The sequence below is a fragment of the Nonomuraea sp. NPDC049649 genome, from assembly GCF_040675175.1.
In the GTDB taxonomy this organism is placed as follows: domain Bacteria; phylum Actinomycetota; class Actinomycetes; order Streptosporangiales; family Streptosporangiaceae; genus Nonomuraea.
Map to the genome: position 1 here is coordinate 21192 of NZ_JBFAOH010000031.1, position 15193 is coordinate 36384.

13 protein-coding genes are annotated in these 15193 nt (G+C 71.6%); 4 read left to right on the forward strand and 9 right to left on the reverse strand.

Features of this window, described 5'->3' with window-relative positions; genetic code table 11:
- The 6 genes from AB0J42_RS28730 to AB0J42_RS28755 form a co-directional block, all read right to left on the reverse strand.
- Entirely contained in the window at positions 1–1371 is a 1371-nt protein-coding gene (locus AB0J42_RS28730) for a GH1 family beta-glucosidase (protein ID WP_364299792.1), read from the reverse strand.
- Positions 1368–2171 carry a carbohydrate ABC transporter permease gene (locus AB0J42_RS28735; protein WP_364299794.1) on the reverse strand — a complete coding sequence of 268 codons (804 nt, stop codon included), beginning with the start codon at positions 2169–2171 and terminating at the stop codon, positions 1368–1370. The genes AB0J42_RS28730 and AB0J42_RS28735 overlap by 4 nt, the downstream gene beginning before the upstream one ends.
- Entirely contained in the window at positions 2168–3073 is a 906-nt protein-coding gene (locus AB0J42_RS28740; protein WP_364299796.1) for a sugar ABC transporter permease, read from the reverse strand. Before AB0J42_RS28740 ends, AB0J42_RS28735 begins: the two co-directional genes overlap by 4 nt.
- Positions 3074–3114: 41 nt before the next feature.
- Positions 3115–4377 (reverse strand): ABC transporter substrate-binding protein, encoded by a 1263-nt coding sequence (locus AB0J42_RS28745; RefSeq protein WP_364299798.1) that lies wholly within the window; start codon positions 4375–4377, stop codon positions 3115–3117.
- A gap of 158 nt (positions 4378–4535) precedes the next feature.
- Positions 4536–5339 carry a tetratricopeptide repeat protein gene (locus AB0J42_RS28750; RefSeq protein ID WP_364299800.1) on the reverse strand — a complete coding sequence of 268 codons (804 nt, stop codon included), beginning with the start codon at positions 5337–5339 and terminating at the stop codon, positions 4536–4538.
- Between the two features lie 55 nt (positions 5340–5394).
- Positions 5395–7230 (reverse strand): BTAD domain-containing putative transcriptional regulator, encoded by a 1836-nt coding sequence (locus AB0J42_RS28755; RefSeq protein ID WP_364299802.1) that lies wholly within the window; start codon positions 7228–7230, stop codon positions 5395–5397.
- 218 nt (positions 7231–7448) lie between these two features.
- Here AB0J42_RS28755 and AB0J42_RS28760 point away from each other — a divergent pair, with 218 nt between their 5' ends.
- Both AB0J42_RS28760 and AB0J42_RS28765 read left to right on the forward strand, forming a co-directional pair.
- Positions 7449–8528: a ThiF family adenylyltransferase gene (locus AB0J42_RS28760; protein ID WP_364299804.1), complete on the forward strand. Its 1080-nt coding sequence runs from the start codon at positions 7449–7451 to the stop codon at positions 8526–8528.
- The gene (locus tag AB0J42_RS28765) at positions 8525–9682 is read left to right on the forward strand and encodes a hypothetical protein (protein WP_364299806.1); all 1158 of its coding nucleotides are present in this window, start codon (positions 8525–8527) and stop codon (positions 9680–9682) included. Before AB0J42_RS28760 ends, AB0J42_RS28765 begins: the two co-directional genes overlap by 4 nt.
- On the opposite strand, the gene AB0J42_RS28770 is transcribed toward AB0J42_RS28765, so the two are convergent.
- Together AB0J42_RS28770 and AB0J42_RS28775 are read right to left on the reverse strand one after the other, a co-directional pair.
- Complete coding sequence (locus AB0J42_RS28770; protein ID WP_364299808.1) at positions 9679–10566, reverse strand: serine/threonine-protein kinase; 888 nt, start codon at positions 10564–10566, stop codon at positions 9679–9681. The genes AB0J42_RS28765 and AB0J42_RS28770 overlap by 4 nt on opposite strands.
- Before the next feature lie 40 nt (positions 10567–10606).
- Complete coding sequence (locus tag AB0J42_RS28775; protein ID WP_364299810.1) at positions 10607–12370, reverse strand: N-6 DNA methylase; 1764 nt, start codon at positions 12368–12370, stop codon at positions 10607–10609.
- A gap of 76 nt (positions 12371–12446) precedes the next feature.
- Here AB0J42_RS28775 and AB0J42_RS28780 point away from each other — a divergent pair, with 76 nt between their 5' ends.
- Both AB0J42_RS28780 and AB0J42_RS28785 read left to right on the forward strand, forming a co-directional pair.
- Positions 12447–13217 (forward strand): protein phosphatase 2C domain-containing protein, encoded by a 771-nt coding sequence (locus AB0J42_RS28780; protein ID WP_364299812.1) that lies wholly within the window; start codon positions 12447–12449, stop codon positions 13215–13217.
- A 111-nt stretch (positions 13218–13328) separates the two neighbouring features.
- Positions 13329–14132, forward strand: a complete 804-nt coding sequence (locus tag AB0J42_RS28785; RefSeq protein ID WP_364299814.1) for a CHAP domain-containing protein — start codon at positions 13329–13331, stop codon at positions 14130–14132.
- A gap of 3 nt (positions 14133–14135) precedes the next feature.
- Here the strand turns inward: AB0J42_RS28785 and AB0J42_RS28790 are convergent, their stop codons facing one another.
- Positions 14136–15179, reverse strand: coding sequence for a glucose 1-dehydrogenase (locus AB0J42_RS28790; protein ID WP_364299816.1), 1044 nt, complete (start codon positions 15177–15179; stop codon positions 14136–14138).
- Positions 15180–15193 lie beyond the last annotated feature (14 nt).

Below are 15193 nucleotides of genomic sequence, written 5' to 3' on the forward strand. Positions count from 1 at the left end.
CTACAGCCGGTTGGCCGCGATGACATCGCGGTACCAGAGCGCGCTGTCCTTCAGCACCCTGGCCTGCGTCGCGTAGTCGACGTGCACGATGCCGAACCGGCGCCGGTATCCCTCCGCCCACTCGAAGTTGTCCAGCAGCGACCAGACGAGGTAGCCGCGCAGGTCGGCGCCCGCCTCGATGGCCCGGCCCACCTCGCGCAGGTGCCCCTGGAGGAAGGCCACCCGGTCCGCGTCGTGCACCCGGCCGTTCTCCACCACGTCGTCGAAGGCCGCGCCGTTCTCGGTGACCATGAGGCCCACGTCCGGGTAGTCCTTCGACAGCCGCACCAGCAGCCGCGACAGGCCGTCGGGCACGATCGGCCAGCCCATCGCGGTGACCGGCGCGTCGGCGGGGCAGAACCGGATGTCCTCCGAGCCCGGCCAGGCCGCGTCCGCGGGCTGCCCCGGCCCCGCCTCGACGACGCACGGGTTGTAGTAGTTGATCCCGATCAGGTCGATCGGCGCGTTGATCAGCTCCAGGTCGCCGTCCAGGATGTGGCCGGTGCCGCCGTTGCGCTCGGCCGCGGCCAGCACCGCCTCGGGGTAGCGGCCGTAGATGGCCGGGTCGAGGAACTGCCGGGTCAGCAGCGCGTGCACCCGGTCGACGGCCGCCGCGTCCTCCTCGCTCGGCACCGCCTCCGGGTCGTTGACCTGGGCCGGGGTGAGCACGGGGGAGGAGTTGACGACCAGCATGATGCTGCCGGCGCCCGCCTCCCGCAGCCGGGACGCGGCCAGGCCGTGCCCCAGGAGCAGGTGGTGGGCCGAGCGCAGGGCGTCGGCCGGGTTCTTGCGGCCCGGCGCGTGCACGCCGTTGCCGTAGCCGAGGAAGGACGAGACCCACGGCTCGTTCAGCGTCGCCCAGTTCTGTACGCGGTCGCCCAGCCGTTCGTGGACGACGGCCGCGTACTCGGCGAAGCGCAGCGAGGTGTCGCGGTCCGTCCAGCCGCCCCGGTCCTCCAGCGCCTGCGGCAGGTCCCAGTGGTAGAGCGTCAGGTACGGCGCGATGCCGGACTCCAGCAGCTCGTCCACCAGCCGGTCGTAGAAGGCCAGCCCGCGCGGGTTGGCCGGTCCGCGCCCGTCGGGCTGGACGCGCGGCCAGGCCACCGAGAACCGGTAGGCGCCCAGGCCCAGCTCGCGCATCAGCGCCACGTCGTCGCGGTAGCGGTGGTAGTGGTCGCAGGCGACGTCGCCGGTGTCGCCGTCCACCACGTTGCCGGGGGCGTGGGAGAAGGTGTCCCAGATCGACTGGCCCCGCCCGTCCTCCTTGACCGCCCCCTCGATCTGGTAGGAAGCCGTTGCGGCACCCCAGACGAAGTTCTCCGGGAAGATCATCCCTTGACCGCTCCTTGCATGATTCCACCGATGATTTGCTTGCCGAACAGGGCGAAGACGATGACGAGCGGCAGGGTCCCCACCGCCGTGCCCGCCAGGCCCAGCACGTAGTCGTTGACGTATCCGCTGGCCAGCGTCGAGAGCGCCACCTGGACCGTCGGGTTGTCCGGGGTGAGCACGACGAGCGGCCAGAAGTAGTCGTTCCAGGCCGACATGAACGTCAGCATCCCCAGCACGGCCGCCGCCGGCCGGGCGGCGGGCAGCACGACATGCCAGAACAGCCCCCAGGTCGTGCAGCCGTCGACCCGCCCCGCCTCCAGCAGCTCCGTCGGCAGCGCCCTGCTCAGGTACTGCGTCATGAAGAACACGCCGAAGGCGTTGACCAGCGCCGGCACGATCAGCGCGTAGTTGGTGCCGGTCCACTCCAGTTTGATCATGAGCATGTAGAGCGGGATGATGCCGAGCTGGGCGGGCACCATCATGGTCGCGACCGTGATCACGAGCATGATGTTCCTGCCCCTGAACCGCAGCTTGGCGAAGGCGAACCCGGCCAGCGTCGAGAAGAACATCACCGCGACCGAGATCGACCCGGCCACGATGAACGAGTTCAGCAGCGCCAGCCCGAACGGCACCGTGTCGAAGACCCGGGCCACGTTCGCGAAGAAGTTCCCGCCCGGCAGCAGCGGCGGCGGCACCTCGGCCAGTGCCGAGTTGTGCCGCGAGGCCACGACGACGCTGTAGTACAGCGGGAACGCGGAGAAGAACGCGACCGCCGTCAGGGTCAGATAGCGCAGCCTCATATCACACCGCCCTTCACCCGCCGGGTCACCAGGTAGTTGACGCCGGCGACGGCCACCACGAACAGGAACATCACCCAGGAGGCGGCCGAGGCGTAGCCGAAGTCGAACCGGGTGAACCCGTGCTCGTAGACGTAGAGCGCCAGGGTCTGGAACTGCCGGTCCGGCCCGCCCGTGACGATCCCGCCTCCGCTGCTGGAGCCGAAGAGCAGCGGCTCGGCGATGACCTGCATGGCGCCGATGGTCGAGACGATGACCACGAAGATGATCGTCGGCCGGATCATCGGCACGGTGATCCTGACCAGCTGCCTGAGGTGGCCGGCCCCGTCCAGGGTCGCGGCCTCGTACAGCTCGCGCGGCACGGCCTGCATGGCGGCGAGGAAGATGAGCGCGTTGTAGCCCGTCCACCGCCACATGATCATCACCGAGAGGGCGACGTGTGAGGTCGCGGTGCCGGCGGCCCAGTCGATCTGGCCGACGCCGAACCACGACAGCACCCAGTTGATCAGGCCGAAGTCCCGCCCGAACAGCTGGCTGAAGATCACCACCACGGCCACCACGCTGGTGACGTTGGGCACCAGCAGCGAGATCCGGAAGAAGGTCTGGAAACGCAGCTTGCTGTTCAGCAGGTGCGCCAGCCAGATGGCCAGCACGAGCTGCGGCGCCGTCGACAGGAAGCCGATCGACAGCGTGTTGAAGGTGGCGTTCCAGAAGTAGGCGTCGCTCAGCAGCGTCCCGTAGTTGCCCAGCCCGACGAAGGTCTGCTCCTCGTCCAGGAGCGTCCACTCGTGCAGGCTGACCCAGGCCGTGTAGGCGAGCGGGAACAGGCCGAACGCGCCGAACAGCAGGAAGAAGGGCGCCACGTAGGCGTACGGCGACACCCTCGTGTCGAGGGTGTGCCGCACGCTCGTCCTACGCCTCCGCCCTAGCGGGAGAGGGAGAGCGCTCATTTGATCTTCTTGACGTCCTCGAGCACCTGCGCCCACGCCTCGTCCGGGGTCTGCTTGCCCTGCTCGACCCGGCCGAGGCCGTTGCCGATGGCGACCCGGACCTCGGCCTCCTTCGGCCCGAGGTGCTGCGGCTTGAGCGCCTTGGCGGCCTCGGAGTAGATCCGGCCGATCGGGGCGTCACCGAAGAACTCCTTGGTGAACGACTGGATCGACGGGTCGTCGTACAGCTCCGGAATGGACGGGAACGTGCCCTCCTCCTTGAAGACCTTGGCCTGGTTCTCCTTGGAGGTCAGGAAGTCGATCAGCTCGGCGGCCTCCTTCGGGTGCTTGCTCTGCTTGGGCACCATCAGGTGGGAGCCGCCGCTGTTGCCGGAGCCGCCGGGCACGGCGGCGATGTCCCACTTGCCGGCGGCGTCCTGGGCCTGCTCCTGGATGAAGCCGGTCATCCAGGCCGGGCAGATGATCGTGGCGAACGAGCCCTTGGCGAAGCCGGTGTTCCACGGCGGCGAGAACGCGGCGAGCTTGGCGCTCAGGCCCTCGGCGGTGATCTGGTTGGACAGGTCCCAGGCCTTCTTCACGTCCGGGTTGGAGTCGACGATGATGTTGTCCTGGGCGTCGTAGAGGCCGACCGGCGCCTGGTTCACCATCGCGCGGAAGATCTCACCGGGGGAGTCGACGAACTTGGCGCCGTCGACCTTCGCCTCGGCGAACTTCTTGCCGGTGGCGATGTACTCCTCCCAGGTGGGCCAGAGCTTGCCGACCTCGTCCCGGTCGCTGGGCAGCCCGGCCTTCTCGAACAGGTCCTTGCGGTAGCACATGGCCAGGCCGCCGACGTCGGTGCCGAGGCCGAGGAGCTGGCTGCCGTCCTTGCTCAGGCCCTGCTGCCACTTCCAGTCGAGGTACTCGCTCTCGCGCTTGTCGAGCCCGTACTCCTTGAGGTCGACGAACCTCTGCGGCTGGGCGGTGAAGGTGCTGATGTAGCCCACCTCGGCGGCCTCGATGTCGCCGGCGCCGGCGTTGGTGGCCAGCCGCTTGACCAGGTTGTTGTGGTGGTCGTTGAACTGGGTGACGTTCTCGACGATCTCGATGTTCGGGTGGGTCTTCTTGTACTCCTCGTAGAGCGGCTTGAAGCCGAAGTCGCCGAAGAGGTTGATGGTCAGCTTGATCTTCTCCGCGGGCGCGGCGTCGGCGCCCGTCGCGCCGCCGCCGCCTCCGCCACCGCAGGCGGTGGCGAAGCCGAGCAGCGACGCGGTGATCAAGGGTACGGCGATACGCCGGAAACGAGGAGTCATGGAAGCCCTCCGGGACTGGGAGCCTTTGAGAGAGATGAGAGAGCGCTCTCCGAAAACTTTCGGCCAGAGAGAGGGGGCCTGTCAACGGCTGTTGGGTAACGATAGGCGTTATGAAGAGAGCGATCTCAGGGCTGGGAGAGCTCTCGGAGCCGGGTCGCTGCGCGGTCCTTCCAGCTCGGCTCGGTGACCAGTTCGAGGCAGCGCCGGAAGTTCTCCAGCGCCTCCGCCCGCCGTCCCCGCCGCACGCTGAGCTCGCCCAGCGTGTAGCAGGTCAGCCCTTCCCCGTACGAGTCACCGGCCGTCACGAACATCCCCCGGCACCGCTCCAGAGTCTCGGCGGCCAGGTCAAGACGGCCCAGCGCCCCGTACGCCTCCCCGAGCCGGCGCAGCGTGATCCGCTCGTTGGCCCCCCATCCGAGCTGCCGGGCGAGCGCCAGGCTCTCCTCGTACTGCCGGATCGCCTCCTCGACCCGCCCCCTCTTGAACGCCGCGATGCCCAGCGCCCGCCGGAACTTCGCCCCGTACTCCGCGAGAGAGCGCTCCCTCACCAGCCCGAGCCCCCGCACGCACACCGACTCCGCCGCCTCGTACTCGCCCCTTTCGAGATGGCAGCCGCTCAACGTGATCAGACTCTGCAACACCCCGTTCGCATCCCCGGCCGCCTCGAACCACCCCAGCGCCTCGGCAGCCCGCTTCACCGCCCCCGCCGTCGCCCCCGACATCAAGTCACAAGCAGCCAGCCCCACCAGCGCATAAGCAGCCGCATGCCGCTCCCCCCGCCCCTCGAACTCCCGCAGCAACACCCGCAACTCAGGACCCGCCGCACGGAACTGCCGCCGATCCAGCGCGATATCGGCCAGCAGCAACCGGGTCAGCAGCTCCGTATCGGTGCCCGCCGTCCTCCGAGCCACGCCCTCCAGCAGCCGCACCGCCTCATCCACAAACCCATGCGCCACCAGAAACGGCATCAGCCGATGCGCCAACTCAGCCGCCTGCCCCGGCGCGGCCACCTCGACAGCCGTCTCCAACGTCTCCCGCTCCGCCAGCAACCAGACACACCCCTGTTCGGCTGCCCCGCCATCCGGAGACGGCGGGTTCAGCGGGGGGATGTTGGGCGGTGGGTAGGCGGCCGAGGCGACGCGCACCCGTGCCACCGGCCAGCGCCAGCGCTTCTACGGCGGTCTCGGCCTCCCGAGGCGGCACGCCCATCAGCGCGGCCACGGACCAGTCGGCCGAGCTCTCCAGCCCGGCCAGCCCCACCAGCCGGAACGCCCGCCGCGCAGGCTCGGGCAGAGCCTCGTAGGCCATCGCGAAGTGGGCGCGCAGATCCTGCCCGGCCAGCGCCAGCTCGTCCAGCGGCGCACCGGGTTCGGCCAGCCGGGCGGCCAGAGCCTTCAGCGGCCAGGCGGGCCGGGCAGCCAGCCGCGCCCCGGCGATCCGGATCGCCAGCGGCAGCAGCCCGCAGGCCAGCAGGATGGTCCGCGCCGCCGCCGGATCCGCCCGCACCCGGGCCAGGCCCGCCAGGCTCTCCAGCAGCTCCCGCGCCTCGTCCTCGGAGGGCGTACCGAGCTGGACGGTCACCGCGCCGGGCAGCGTCGTCAGCGGCCCCCGGCTGGTCACCAGCACGGCACTCCGCGGTGTCCCGGGGAGCAGGTCCCGTACATGCGGCCCGTCGGCGGCGTCGTCCAGGACCACGAGCACGGCCCGGTCGGCGAGGAGCGAACGGAACAGCGCGGCGCGTTCCTCGGTGCTCTCGGGCATGACACCGCCCTCCACCCGCAGCGCCCGCAGCAACTCGGCCAGGAGCGCCCCCGGCTCCCTGGGCGTCGAGGCACCGGACAGCCGCAGGTAGAGCTGGCCGTCGGGATAGTACGGACGCAGCAGGTGCGCGGCCCGCACGGCGAGAGTGCTCTTGCCGATACCGGGCGGCCCGATGATCGCAGCGATGGGCAGCACTGTGGTGTCGGCCGGGCGGAGCGCGGTCAACAGTGTTTCGAGTTCGCTTTCCCGGCCCACGAAGTCGGCGATGTCCGCGGGGAGCTGACAGACCGTGTCCTTCCTGGCCGGAGCGGCCACGACGGGCGCCGGGGGAGGGGGTTCCGCGCCCGATAAGATCGCGGACTGGAGGCGCCGCAGCTCAGGCCCCGGTTCGAGGCCGAGTTCGGTGACCAGGGTGTCGCGTGCCTGCCGGTAGGCGTCGAGCGCCTCGCCGCGCCGCCCGGACCGCCACAGCGCCAGGATGAGCTGCTGCCACCCCCGTTCGCGCAGCGGCTGCTCGGCCGCGAAGGCCCGTAAGTCGCCGATCACCTCGGCGTGCATGCCGAGGTCCAGCCGGGTCTGCGCCCAGTCGGAGCGCGCCTCGGCCAGCCGTTCTTCCAGCTCCGCCAGCCGGGCGGTCATGGCGGGGCCGAACCGGACGTCTTCGGCGGGCCGCCCGCGCCACAGCGCCAGCGCCCGTTCGAGCCGGGCGGCGGCTACCGCGGGGTCGGGTGCGGTGCGGGCCAGCCGGGTCTCGTCCTCGAAGGCGAGCAGGTCGACCTCGTCCGGGCCGGCTTCCAGGAGGTAGCCGGGACCTCTGGTGAGGAGCCGGGCGCCGGGCAGGGCGCGGCGGAGCTGGGTGATGTGGGTCTGGACGTTGGCGACGGCCGAGGCGGGCGGTTCCTCCCAGAGGGCGGCGATGAGCCGGTCGCGGGAGACGACGGTGTTGGCGTGGAGGAGCAGGGCGGCCAGCGCCGCGCGGGGCTTGCCGCCGAGGTGGACTTCGCGGCCGTCCGTCCGGGCCACGACAGGCCCGAGGATGCCGAACGCCGCGGTCGCCAATGCCCTCCGCTCACACGTGTGGCCGGTCTGTGGCGATTCTATGGCGCGGCTCGTCAAGATCAATCGCGTTCGAGCGCAACGGAAGGAGGTCCCCATGAAGATCGAGGTCCGCAAGGTCGAGGCGGTCAAGGCGACTGCCCTCGCCGTCTGAGCCTGAGCGCTCCCGGGTGGGAACGGTGTCCCCGTTCCCACCCGCTTTTCGTCTGCGAGGAGGAACAGTGCGGATTGCGCTGAAGGAATGCGCGTGGGAGTCGCGCGGCGGCGACCTGTACGTCATGAGCGACCCCCGCGAGGTGGTGACGCTGGCCGACGAGGAGGGCCAGGTGGCGGCGCTCTTCGCCGCGCTGGAGCGCGGCCCGTGCACGGTGCCCGAGCTGCGGGACCGGCTCGCCGAGGGCGGCGTGGAGCTGGGCGAGGAGGACGTGCGGGGCGCGGTCGGGGCGCTGGACTCGCTGGGCCTGGTGGAGCAGGCCGCCCACCGCACGCTCGGCGATCCGGACCTGGACGCCCGGCACTTCTCGAACCTGGCCTTCTTCGGCAATTACGCCCGGCTGGATCGGTCGCGCGCCGAGTTCGTCCACCGGCTGCGCCGCTCGCACGTGCTCGTGCTGGGGGTCGGCGGCGGCGGTTCCTCGGTCGTACAGGCCCTGGCCGGGCTGGGCGTGGGGCGGCTCACGCTGGTCGACCGGGACGACGTGGAGCCGCGCAACTTCGCCCGGCAGTTCCTCTACCACCACGCGGACATCGGCCGGTCCAAGGTCGAGTGCGCGGCGGCGTGGGTGCGTGACTTCGACCCGGGGATCGAGGTCCGCCCGGTGGACCGGTGGATCTCCGGCCCCGAGGACCTGAAGGACCTGGTCGACGGCGTGGACCTGGTGGCGGGCGGCCTCGACGGGCATCCGGACGCGAACCTGTGGATCAGCGATGCCGCAGTGAGCGCCGGGGTGCCGCTGGTGGTGGGCGGGATCACCCACTCGGAGGTTGTGTACTACTCGGTGTCGCCGGGGCGGAGCGCCTGCGTGCGGTGCGACTGGAGCGACCGGCCCTCGCCGGACGAGGCGAGCGGCCCCGGCTTCGTGGAGCGGGTCCGCGACCGGCTGTCGCTGAGCAACCTGCTCATCGGGCCGCTGGCGATGCAGGTCGGCTCGCTGGTCGCCTACGAGGCCATGCGCTACCTCACCGGCTTCGAGGAGCCGCAGGCGGCCGGGGTGTACGTGCGGCTCGACCAGCGCGACGGCCTGGTGCCGGCAAGGCACCCGTTCACCCGCGACCCCGATTGCCCGGTGTGCCCGCGATGAGCGGTCAGACGGTGGCGCTGCGCCCGCTCAGCCTGGTCGAGGAGGGCGACGAGGTCCTCGTCGGCGACCCGGAGAGCGGCACGTTCGTGGCGATGCCGGCGGTCGGCGGCGTGGTGATCGCGGCGCTGCGCGACGGCGCGAGCATGACGGAGGCCGCCCGGCGCGCCGAGGAGTTCGCGGGCGAGCCGGTGGACGTGCCCGCGTTCGTGGAGACGCTGCGCGACCTGGGCTTCCTCGACGAGGGGGAGCGGGCGCCCGTCGCGACCGCCCCCGTGCAGGGCCGCCGGTGGCTGCGCGGGGTGCCCGCGTGGCTGGCCAGGCCGCTGTTCGGCCGGGTGGCCTGGACGGTGTACGGGCTGGCGGCGATCTTCGACGTGGCGGCGCTCGTCCTGGTGCCGTCGCTGCGGCCGGTGCCCGCGCAGGACGCCTTCACCCTGGACGACGCCGGGCTCAGCGTGATCCTGCTCTACGTCTTCCAGCTCGCCCTGGTGGCCGTGCACGAGTGCTGGCACTGGCTGGCCGCCCGGTCGCTGGACATCCCGGCGCGGTTCGGGGTGGACCGGCGGATGGCGTTCCTGGTGTTCGAGACCGACCTGTCGCAGCTGTGGTCGGTGCCCCGGCGGCAGCGGTACGGCCCGCTGCTGGCGGGGCTGGCGGCCGACGCGGTGATGCTGGCCGTGCTGCTCGCCGGGCAGCTCGTCGCCGCCTCGCCGTTCCTCGCGGCCTGGGCGTTCGTGCTGCTGTTCCAGATCGCCTGGCAGTGCATGGTCTTTCTCCGTACGGACCTGTACGCGGTGCTGGTCACCCGGCTGGGCTGCAAGGACCTGTGGCGGGTCAAGTCGCTGATGCTGCGCCGGGCGTTCGGCCGGCTGACTCCCGAGCAGGAGGCGGAGCTGGCCGGGGCCGATCCGGCCGACGTGCGGGCCGGGAGCTGGTTCCGCTGGGTGTGGCTGGGCGGGCTACTGGTGGTGGCCGCGTGGCTGGGCTTCTTCCTGCTGCCGGTCGTCTCCGGGCTGCTGGCCTGGACGGCCGCCGAGATCGCCGCGGGGCCGGGGACGTGGGGCTTCTGGTGGGCGCTGGGCTGTGCCGCCATGACGCTGGGCCCGTGGCTGCTCGCCGCCGCGCTGGCCGTGAAGAAGCGGCTCCGCCGCTAGCTGAGCACCCGCCCCACCATCCGCGCGTACATCCGCCCCGGGCTGGGCGAGGAGGTGAGGAAGCCCGGCAGCATCGGCAGCGCCACCGCGAACGGCTCCAGCAGCCGGTAGAGCTCGTCGGCGTCGGCGGGCCGGTCGGCGGGCGACTTCTCCAGCAGCCGCCCCAGCAGGGCGCTCAGCCCCTCGGGCAGCCCCGGGATGGCCGGCGGCCGCTCCTTCACCTGCCGCTCGAACACCACGTAGTCGGTCGGCCCGGTGAAGAGCTGCCTGCCGGTCAGCATCTCGTGCAGGACGCAGCCCAGGGCGTAGAGGTCGCTGCGGGGCTCGGCCACGCCGTGCTGGATCTGCTCCGGGGCCATGTACGCGGGCGTGCCCAGGATCTGCCCGATCCGGGTGAACGTCGTCACGTCGGCGTCGCGGAGCATGGCCAGGCCGAAGTCGAGCACCTTGACGCTGCCGTCGGGGCAGAGCATGAGGTTGGTCGGCTTGAGGTCGCGGTGGCAGATCGACAGCGTGTGCGCGGCCGACAGGACGGCGCAGGCCTGGGCGGCGATGGCGGCGGCCCACGGCACCGGCAGCGGCCCGTGCTCGCTCACCACGTCGGCGACCGTGACGCCCTCGATGAACTGCATCACCTGGTAAAGACGCTGCTCGTGGGTGCCGAAGTCGTACAGGACGGGCGCGCCCGGGTGTTCGAGCCGGGCCAGGATGCGGGCCTCGCGGATGAAGCGGTGCTCCAGCTCCTGGTCGTGGCCGCCGGGCAGGCGGAGCAGCTTGACCGCGACCTTGCGGTCCAGGTGGCGGTCGTGGCCCGCGTAGACGGCGCCCATGCCGCCCTGGCCGAGGGGAAGGTCGTCGAGCACATAGCGGTCACCGATGACCATATGACCCCCTCCTGCGCCCTTCCGGGGAAAAGCTACACCGTCAGGACTGCGGGTGCAGGTGGCCGTCGGTGAGCCCGTCGAGGCCCAGCCGGATCAGCGTATGACCCAGCTCCGAGGTCTCCCGCAGCGCGTCCTCCAGCACCGCGAGCTGCCGGAACGCCTCCCCGTACGCCCGCTGCTCCTTGAGCGGCAGCCGCGGCAGGCGGGTGCGCCGCACGTCGAACCTGCTGGAGCCGGTCGACGCGCGGCTGCCGGCCGCGCGCAGGAACCCCGCCAGGAAGTCGGGGTCGAGCCTGCGCGCGTCGACCCGGTAGAGCGTGAGCTGCGGCCCCAGCACCCCGCCGCCGTCGGAGATCACTCGTACGGACGAGTACGACGCGACCACGTCGCCCGGCTGGACCGCGACCACGCCCTGCCCGCTGGTGGTGCGGCCGGACGGGGGAGCCCCGGTGGCGACGTCGTCGGCGGTCAGCACCGGCAGGTCGCCGTCGCCGACGGCCATCCGGGGCGGCGCCTGCGCGACCGACACCAGGCCCTCCTTGATGAGGTCGCCGACCGTGGTGACGGGCTGGTCGAGCGGCTGCTCCAGCACCCTGAGGTCGGGCGGTGTCGCCGTGGCGGCCAGGAACCGGTCGCGGGTCTCGGCGAACGCCCGGCCCAGGTCCTCGCGGCGCTGGTGGCGGGCGGGGGTCATGTCGACCTCGTCGGCCAGCAGGTCGATGATCCGCACGGTCTGGCCCGAGCCGTCGCGCAGGTAGGCCCGCCAGGCAGGCTCCACCGCGGCCGGGTCGCCGGCGGCGTCCAGGATCAGCACGTCCGACGGCGGCCGCTCGCCCGGCGCCGGGCGGCGCAGCAGCCACAGGTCGCAGCCGGGCAGCGCCACCACGCCCCGGAGCGCCCCGGCGCGCAGCAGGTTGGCCCGGATGCGCCGGCCGGCCTTGCGGCTCGCGGCGGCGGCCGGCATGAGGATCGCGACCGGGCCGCCCGGCTTCACGTGGGTCAGGCAGTGTTGCACCCAGGCCAGCTCCGGCTCGCCGCGCGGCGGCAGGCCGTACTCCCACCGGGGGTCGCCGACCAGCTCCTCGTAGCCCCAGGCGCGCTCGTTGAACGGCGGGTCGCAGATCACCGCGTCGGCCTTCTCCCCGGCGAACGCGTCGTGCCGCAGAGAGTCGCCCGCGGCGACGGTGACGTCGGCGCCGCGCAGGCGCAGGCGGGTGGCGGCGATGGAGGCCGAGCTGCCGCTCAGCTCCTGGCCGAGCAGCCGCCGGCCCCCGGCGGCGGGATTCCCGGCCGCGTGCAGCAGGAGGGTGCCGACCCCGCAGGCGGGGTCGAGGACGGTGCGGGCCTCGCCGACGAGGGCGACCATCAGGGCGGCGATGTCGTCGCGGGTGACCGACAGCTGCCGGGAGTGGGCCTCCGTGTAGCGCTCGACGAGGAACTCGTACGCGGTCAGGGCGTCGTGGTGGTCGGCCAGCTCCGAGACCAGCCGCGCCTGCTCGGGGTCCAGATCGCTCTCACCCGAGGTCAGAAGGGCTCCCGCCTCGGCCACCGCCTCGCCGAGCCGCAAATCGCCCGCGGTTTTCAGGCGCTGCCATGCCCGGTCACCCGGCGACAACTGGTAGGACTTCCCATAGCGGCGTAGCCACGCCTCGACTTGCGGCAGCGAGAAGAGGGGTTGATTGGCCGTGCCGCCGATGGGCAAGGGGAAGTCGTCATGCCGCCGGCGCCAGTTGCTGACGGCGGCCCGACCGACACCGGCAAGCCGGGCGATGTCCCCGGCGGTCAGGGTCGGGTCGTGGCTCATGAAGGCCACCATAGTTCAACCGAGTCTTCAGCGCATCTGCTTGTGAAGGCTTTCAACCAGTGATTTACTGCGGGGTATGAAGCACAACATCCGCTATGCCGCCGGATCAGACGTGGGCCGCCGCCGGGAACAGAATGAGGATTCCGGGTACGCGAGCGGCCGGTTGCTCGTGGTGGCTGACGGGATGGGCGGGCATGCGGCGGGCGAGCTGGCGAGCGCGGCGGCGATCGCCGTCATGCGCGAGCTGGACGCCACGCTTCCCGAGACGGGTGCCGATCTGGAGGCGGCGCTCGACGGCGCGGTCCGCGAGGCGGCGCGCAGGCTTGTCGAGCTGGCCGAGATCGACCCGGCGCGCCGGGGGATGGGCACGACGGTGACCGCGATGCTCTTCGACGGTTACCGGTTCGCGCTGGCCCACCTGGGCGATTCTCGTGGATACCTGCTTCGCGACGGGGCGCTTTACCAGATGACCAAGGACCACACGCTGGTCCAGTCGATGGTCGACGAGGGGCGCATCACCGAGGACGAGGCGGCCGTCCATCCGCGCCGGTCGATGGTGCTGCGCGTGCTGGGCAGTGAGGGCAGGGCCGAGCCTGACCTGGCGCTGCGGGAGGCCGACCCGGACGATCGCTATCTCCTCTGTTCGGACGGGCTCACGACGGTGCTCGGGCCCGAGGTCCTGCACGAGGTGCTGACCACGGTGACAGACCCGGCGGCGGCCGTCCAGAGGCTGATCGACCTGGCGAACGAGGGAGGCTCGCCGGACAACGTGACCGTCATCGTGGCCGACGTCGTCGCCCCGGGCGCGGGCGACGACCAGGTCTTCCGGGTGGGCGCGGGCGCGTAGCACCACGGGTCTCAGCTGCCTCACAACCGAAATATCGTCCCATAGCTTGACACTTTGCGGGTGTCACGCGCACATCCGGGATGCCGCGATTACAGTCCATCGTGATCTGCCATGTCTCAGGGGGGAGTCGCGCTGGACCCGATCGCGGAGAAGTTACTCAAAACGGTCCGGAAGGAACTCGGGTACCGGGAGAAGGCCGGCCAGCACACGAAGTTCGGCCACTGGTACGCCGAGCGCGTCCAGGATCCCCAGTACAAGAACGCGCCCTGGTGTGACATGTTCATCGCCTGGGCCGCCGACAAGGCCGGCATCAGCGAGTACGTCGGCGAGTTCGCCTGGACCCCCTCCCACGCCGTCTGGTTCATCCAGCAGGGCGCCTGGACCCAGGAGCCCGAGCCCGGCGCGCTGGTCTTCTTCGACTGGAAGGGCGGCAAGGACTACAAGGGCATCGACCACGTCGGCATCGTCGAGCGGGTCAAGGGCGAGAAGATCCACACCATCGAGGCGAACGTCGACCGGGTCTGGCTCAAGCGCAAGGTCCGCGACACCGACAAGGTCGTGGGGTACGGGCTGCCGCGCGTCGTCAAGGCCCGCGCCGAGCAGGACGGCATCCTGAGGACCGAGCAGCCGTTCCCGTTACGCGAGCGCGCCGACCCCGCGAGCAACCCGCTGGACCTGATCGGCACCCCGATCGCGCTGTTGCTCATCATCGTGGCCGGCACCGTGGCCATCGCCTTCCGCCTGGCGGGCCGCCGCCGCGGCCATCACCGTCGCGGGCCGTGGAACGCGCCACCGGCCCAGCCGGACATCGAGCGCATCGGGCCCCAGTACGTCATGCCCGACGAGACCCCGGGCCGCGAGCCGGTCCCCGCCGGGGCGCCGCGCCGCCGCCGCCCCTACGATCCCAAGACCTGACCGTCAGGACGCCAGCGAGATGACGACCTTGACGTGCTGGCCCTTTTCGAAGGCCTCCTCGGCCTCCTCCAGCGGGATCCGGCGGGTGATGAGGGAGTCCAGCCAGTCGCGGTCCGCCTTCTCCAGGGCCTTCGCGGCGTCGCGGTAGTGGCGCAGGTTGGCGTTGACCGTGCCGAAGACCACGTCGTTCTCCAGCACGATGTCGCGGTTGATCTGCCCCGCGTCGGCCCGCATGAGCCGCCCGCCGCTGGAGACGCCCGTCAGGCAGACGATCCCGGCCGCCGCGGTCTTCAGCATGGCCTCGAAGACCAGCGGCCCCGCGCCGGTCGCCTCGATGATGATGTCGGGCAGGTAGCCGCCGATCGCGTCCAGGCTGTCGCCCGAGTGGTAGGTCGCGCCCAGCCCGGCGACCAGCTCGGGTTTGAGCCCGCCCTCCGCCTGGTCCAGGACGTGCACCTGCAGCCCGCGCTGGCGGCCCATCATCGCCGCCAGCAGCCCGATCGGCCCGGCCCCGGTGACCAGCACCTTCTCCGGGTCGAACCAGGCCCGTGAGCCGATCCGCCCGATGTGGTCCCACGCCTTGGCGAGCACGGAGGCAGGCTCGACCAGCACGCCCAGCTCGCCCAGCGCGGGGTCGACCTTGACCGCGTAGTCCGCCTCGACCGTCCACTTCTCGCTGCCGTAGCCGTCGCGCTGCTTGATGCCCCGCTCGGTGTAGCGGCCGTTGCGGCACATGTCGAACTCGCCCCGGGCGCAGGCCCCGCAGGGCACCGGGTCGGGCCGGCGCACCACGCCCACCACCAGGTCGCCGGGGGAGAACGCGGACCCGTCGGGGGCCTCCAGCACCCTGCCCAGCGACTCGTGCCCGAGCACCATCGGCCCGTCGGAGGGGAAGCCGTACTCGCCGGAGACCAGTTCCCTGTCGGTCCCGCAGATGCCCAGGGCCAGCCCCTGGACCAGCAGCTCACCTGGTCCGGGCCGGGGGTCGGGGACCTCTGTCACGCCGAGCGTGCCCTTCTTGCCCGGCACCAATGTGATCGCACGCATGCCGCACCCCTACC

Coding starts and splice junctions, on each gene's coding strand:
- AB0J42_RS28730 (WP_364299792.1), bottom strand. CDS start 1,371: ATGATCTTCCCGGAGAACTTCGTCTGGGGTGCCGCAACGGCTTCCTAC.
- AB0J42_RS28735 (WP_364299794.1), bottom strand. CDS start 2,171: ATGAGGCTGCGCTATCTGACCCTGACGGCGGTCGCGTTCTTCTCCGCG.
- AB0J42_RS28765 (WP_364299806.1), top strand. CDS start 8,525: ATGAGCGGTCAGACGGTGGCGCTGCGCCCGCTCAGCCTGGTCGAGGAG.
- AB0J42_RS28770 (WP_364299808.1), bottom strand. CDS start 10,566: ATGGTCATCGGTGACCGCTATGTGCTCGACGACCTTCCCCTCGGCCAG.
- AB0J42_RS28775 (WP_364299810.1), bottom strand. CDS start 12,370: ATGAGCCACGACCCGACCCTGACCGCCGGGGACATCGCCCGGCTTGCC.
- AB0J42_RS28780 (WP_364299812.1), top strand. CDS start 12,447: ATGAAGCACAACATCCGCTATGCCGCCGGATCAGACGTGGGCCGCCGC.
- AB0J42_RS28785 (WP_364299814.1), top strand. CDS start 13,329: ATGTCTCAGGGGGGAGTCGCGCTGGACCCGATCGCGGAGAAGTTACTC.
- AB0J42_RS28790 (WP_364299816.1), bottom strand. CDS start 15,179: ATGCGTGCGATCACATTGGTGCCGGGCAAGAAGGGCACGCTCGGCGTG.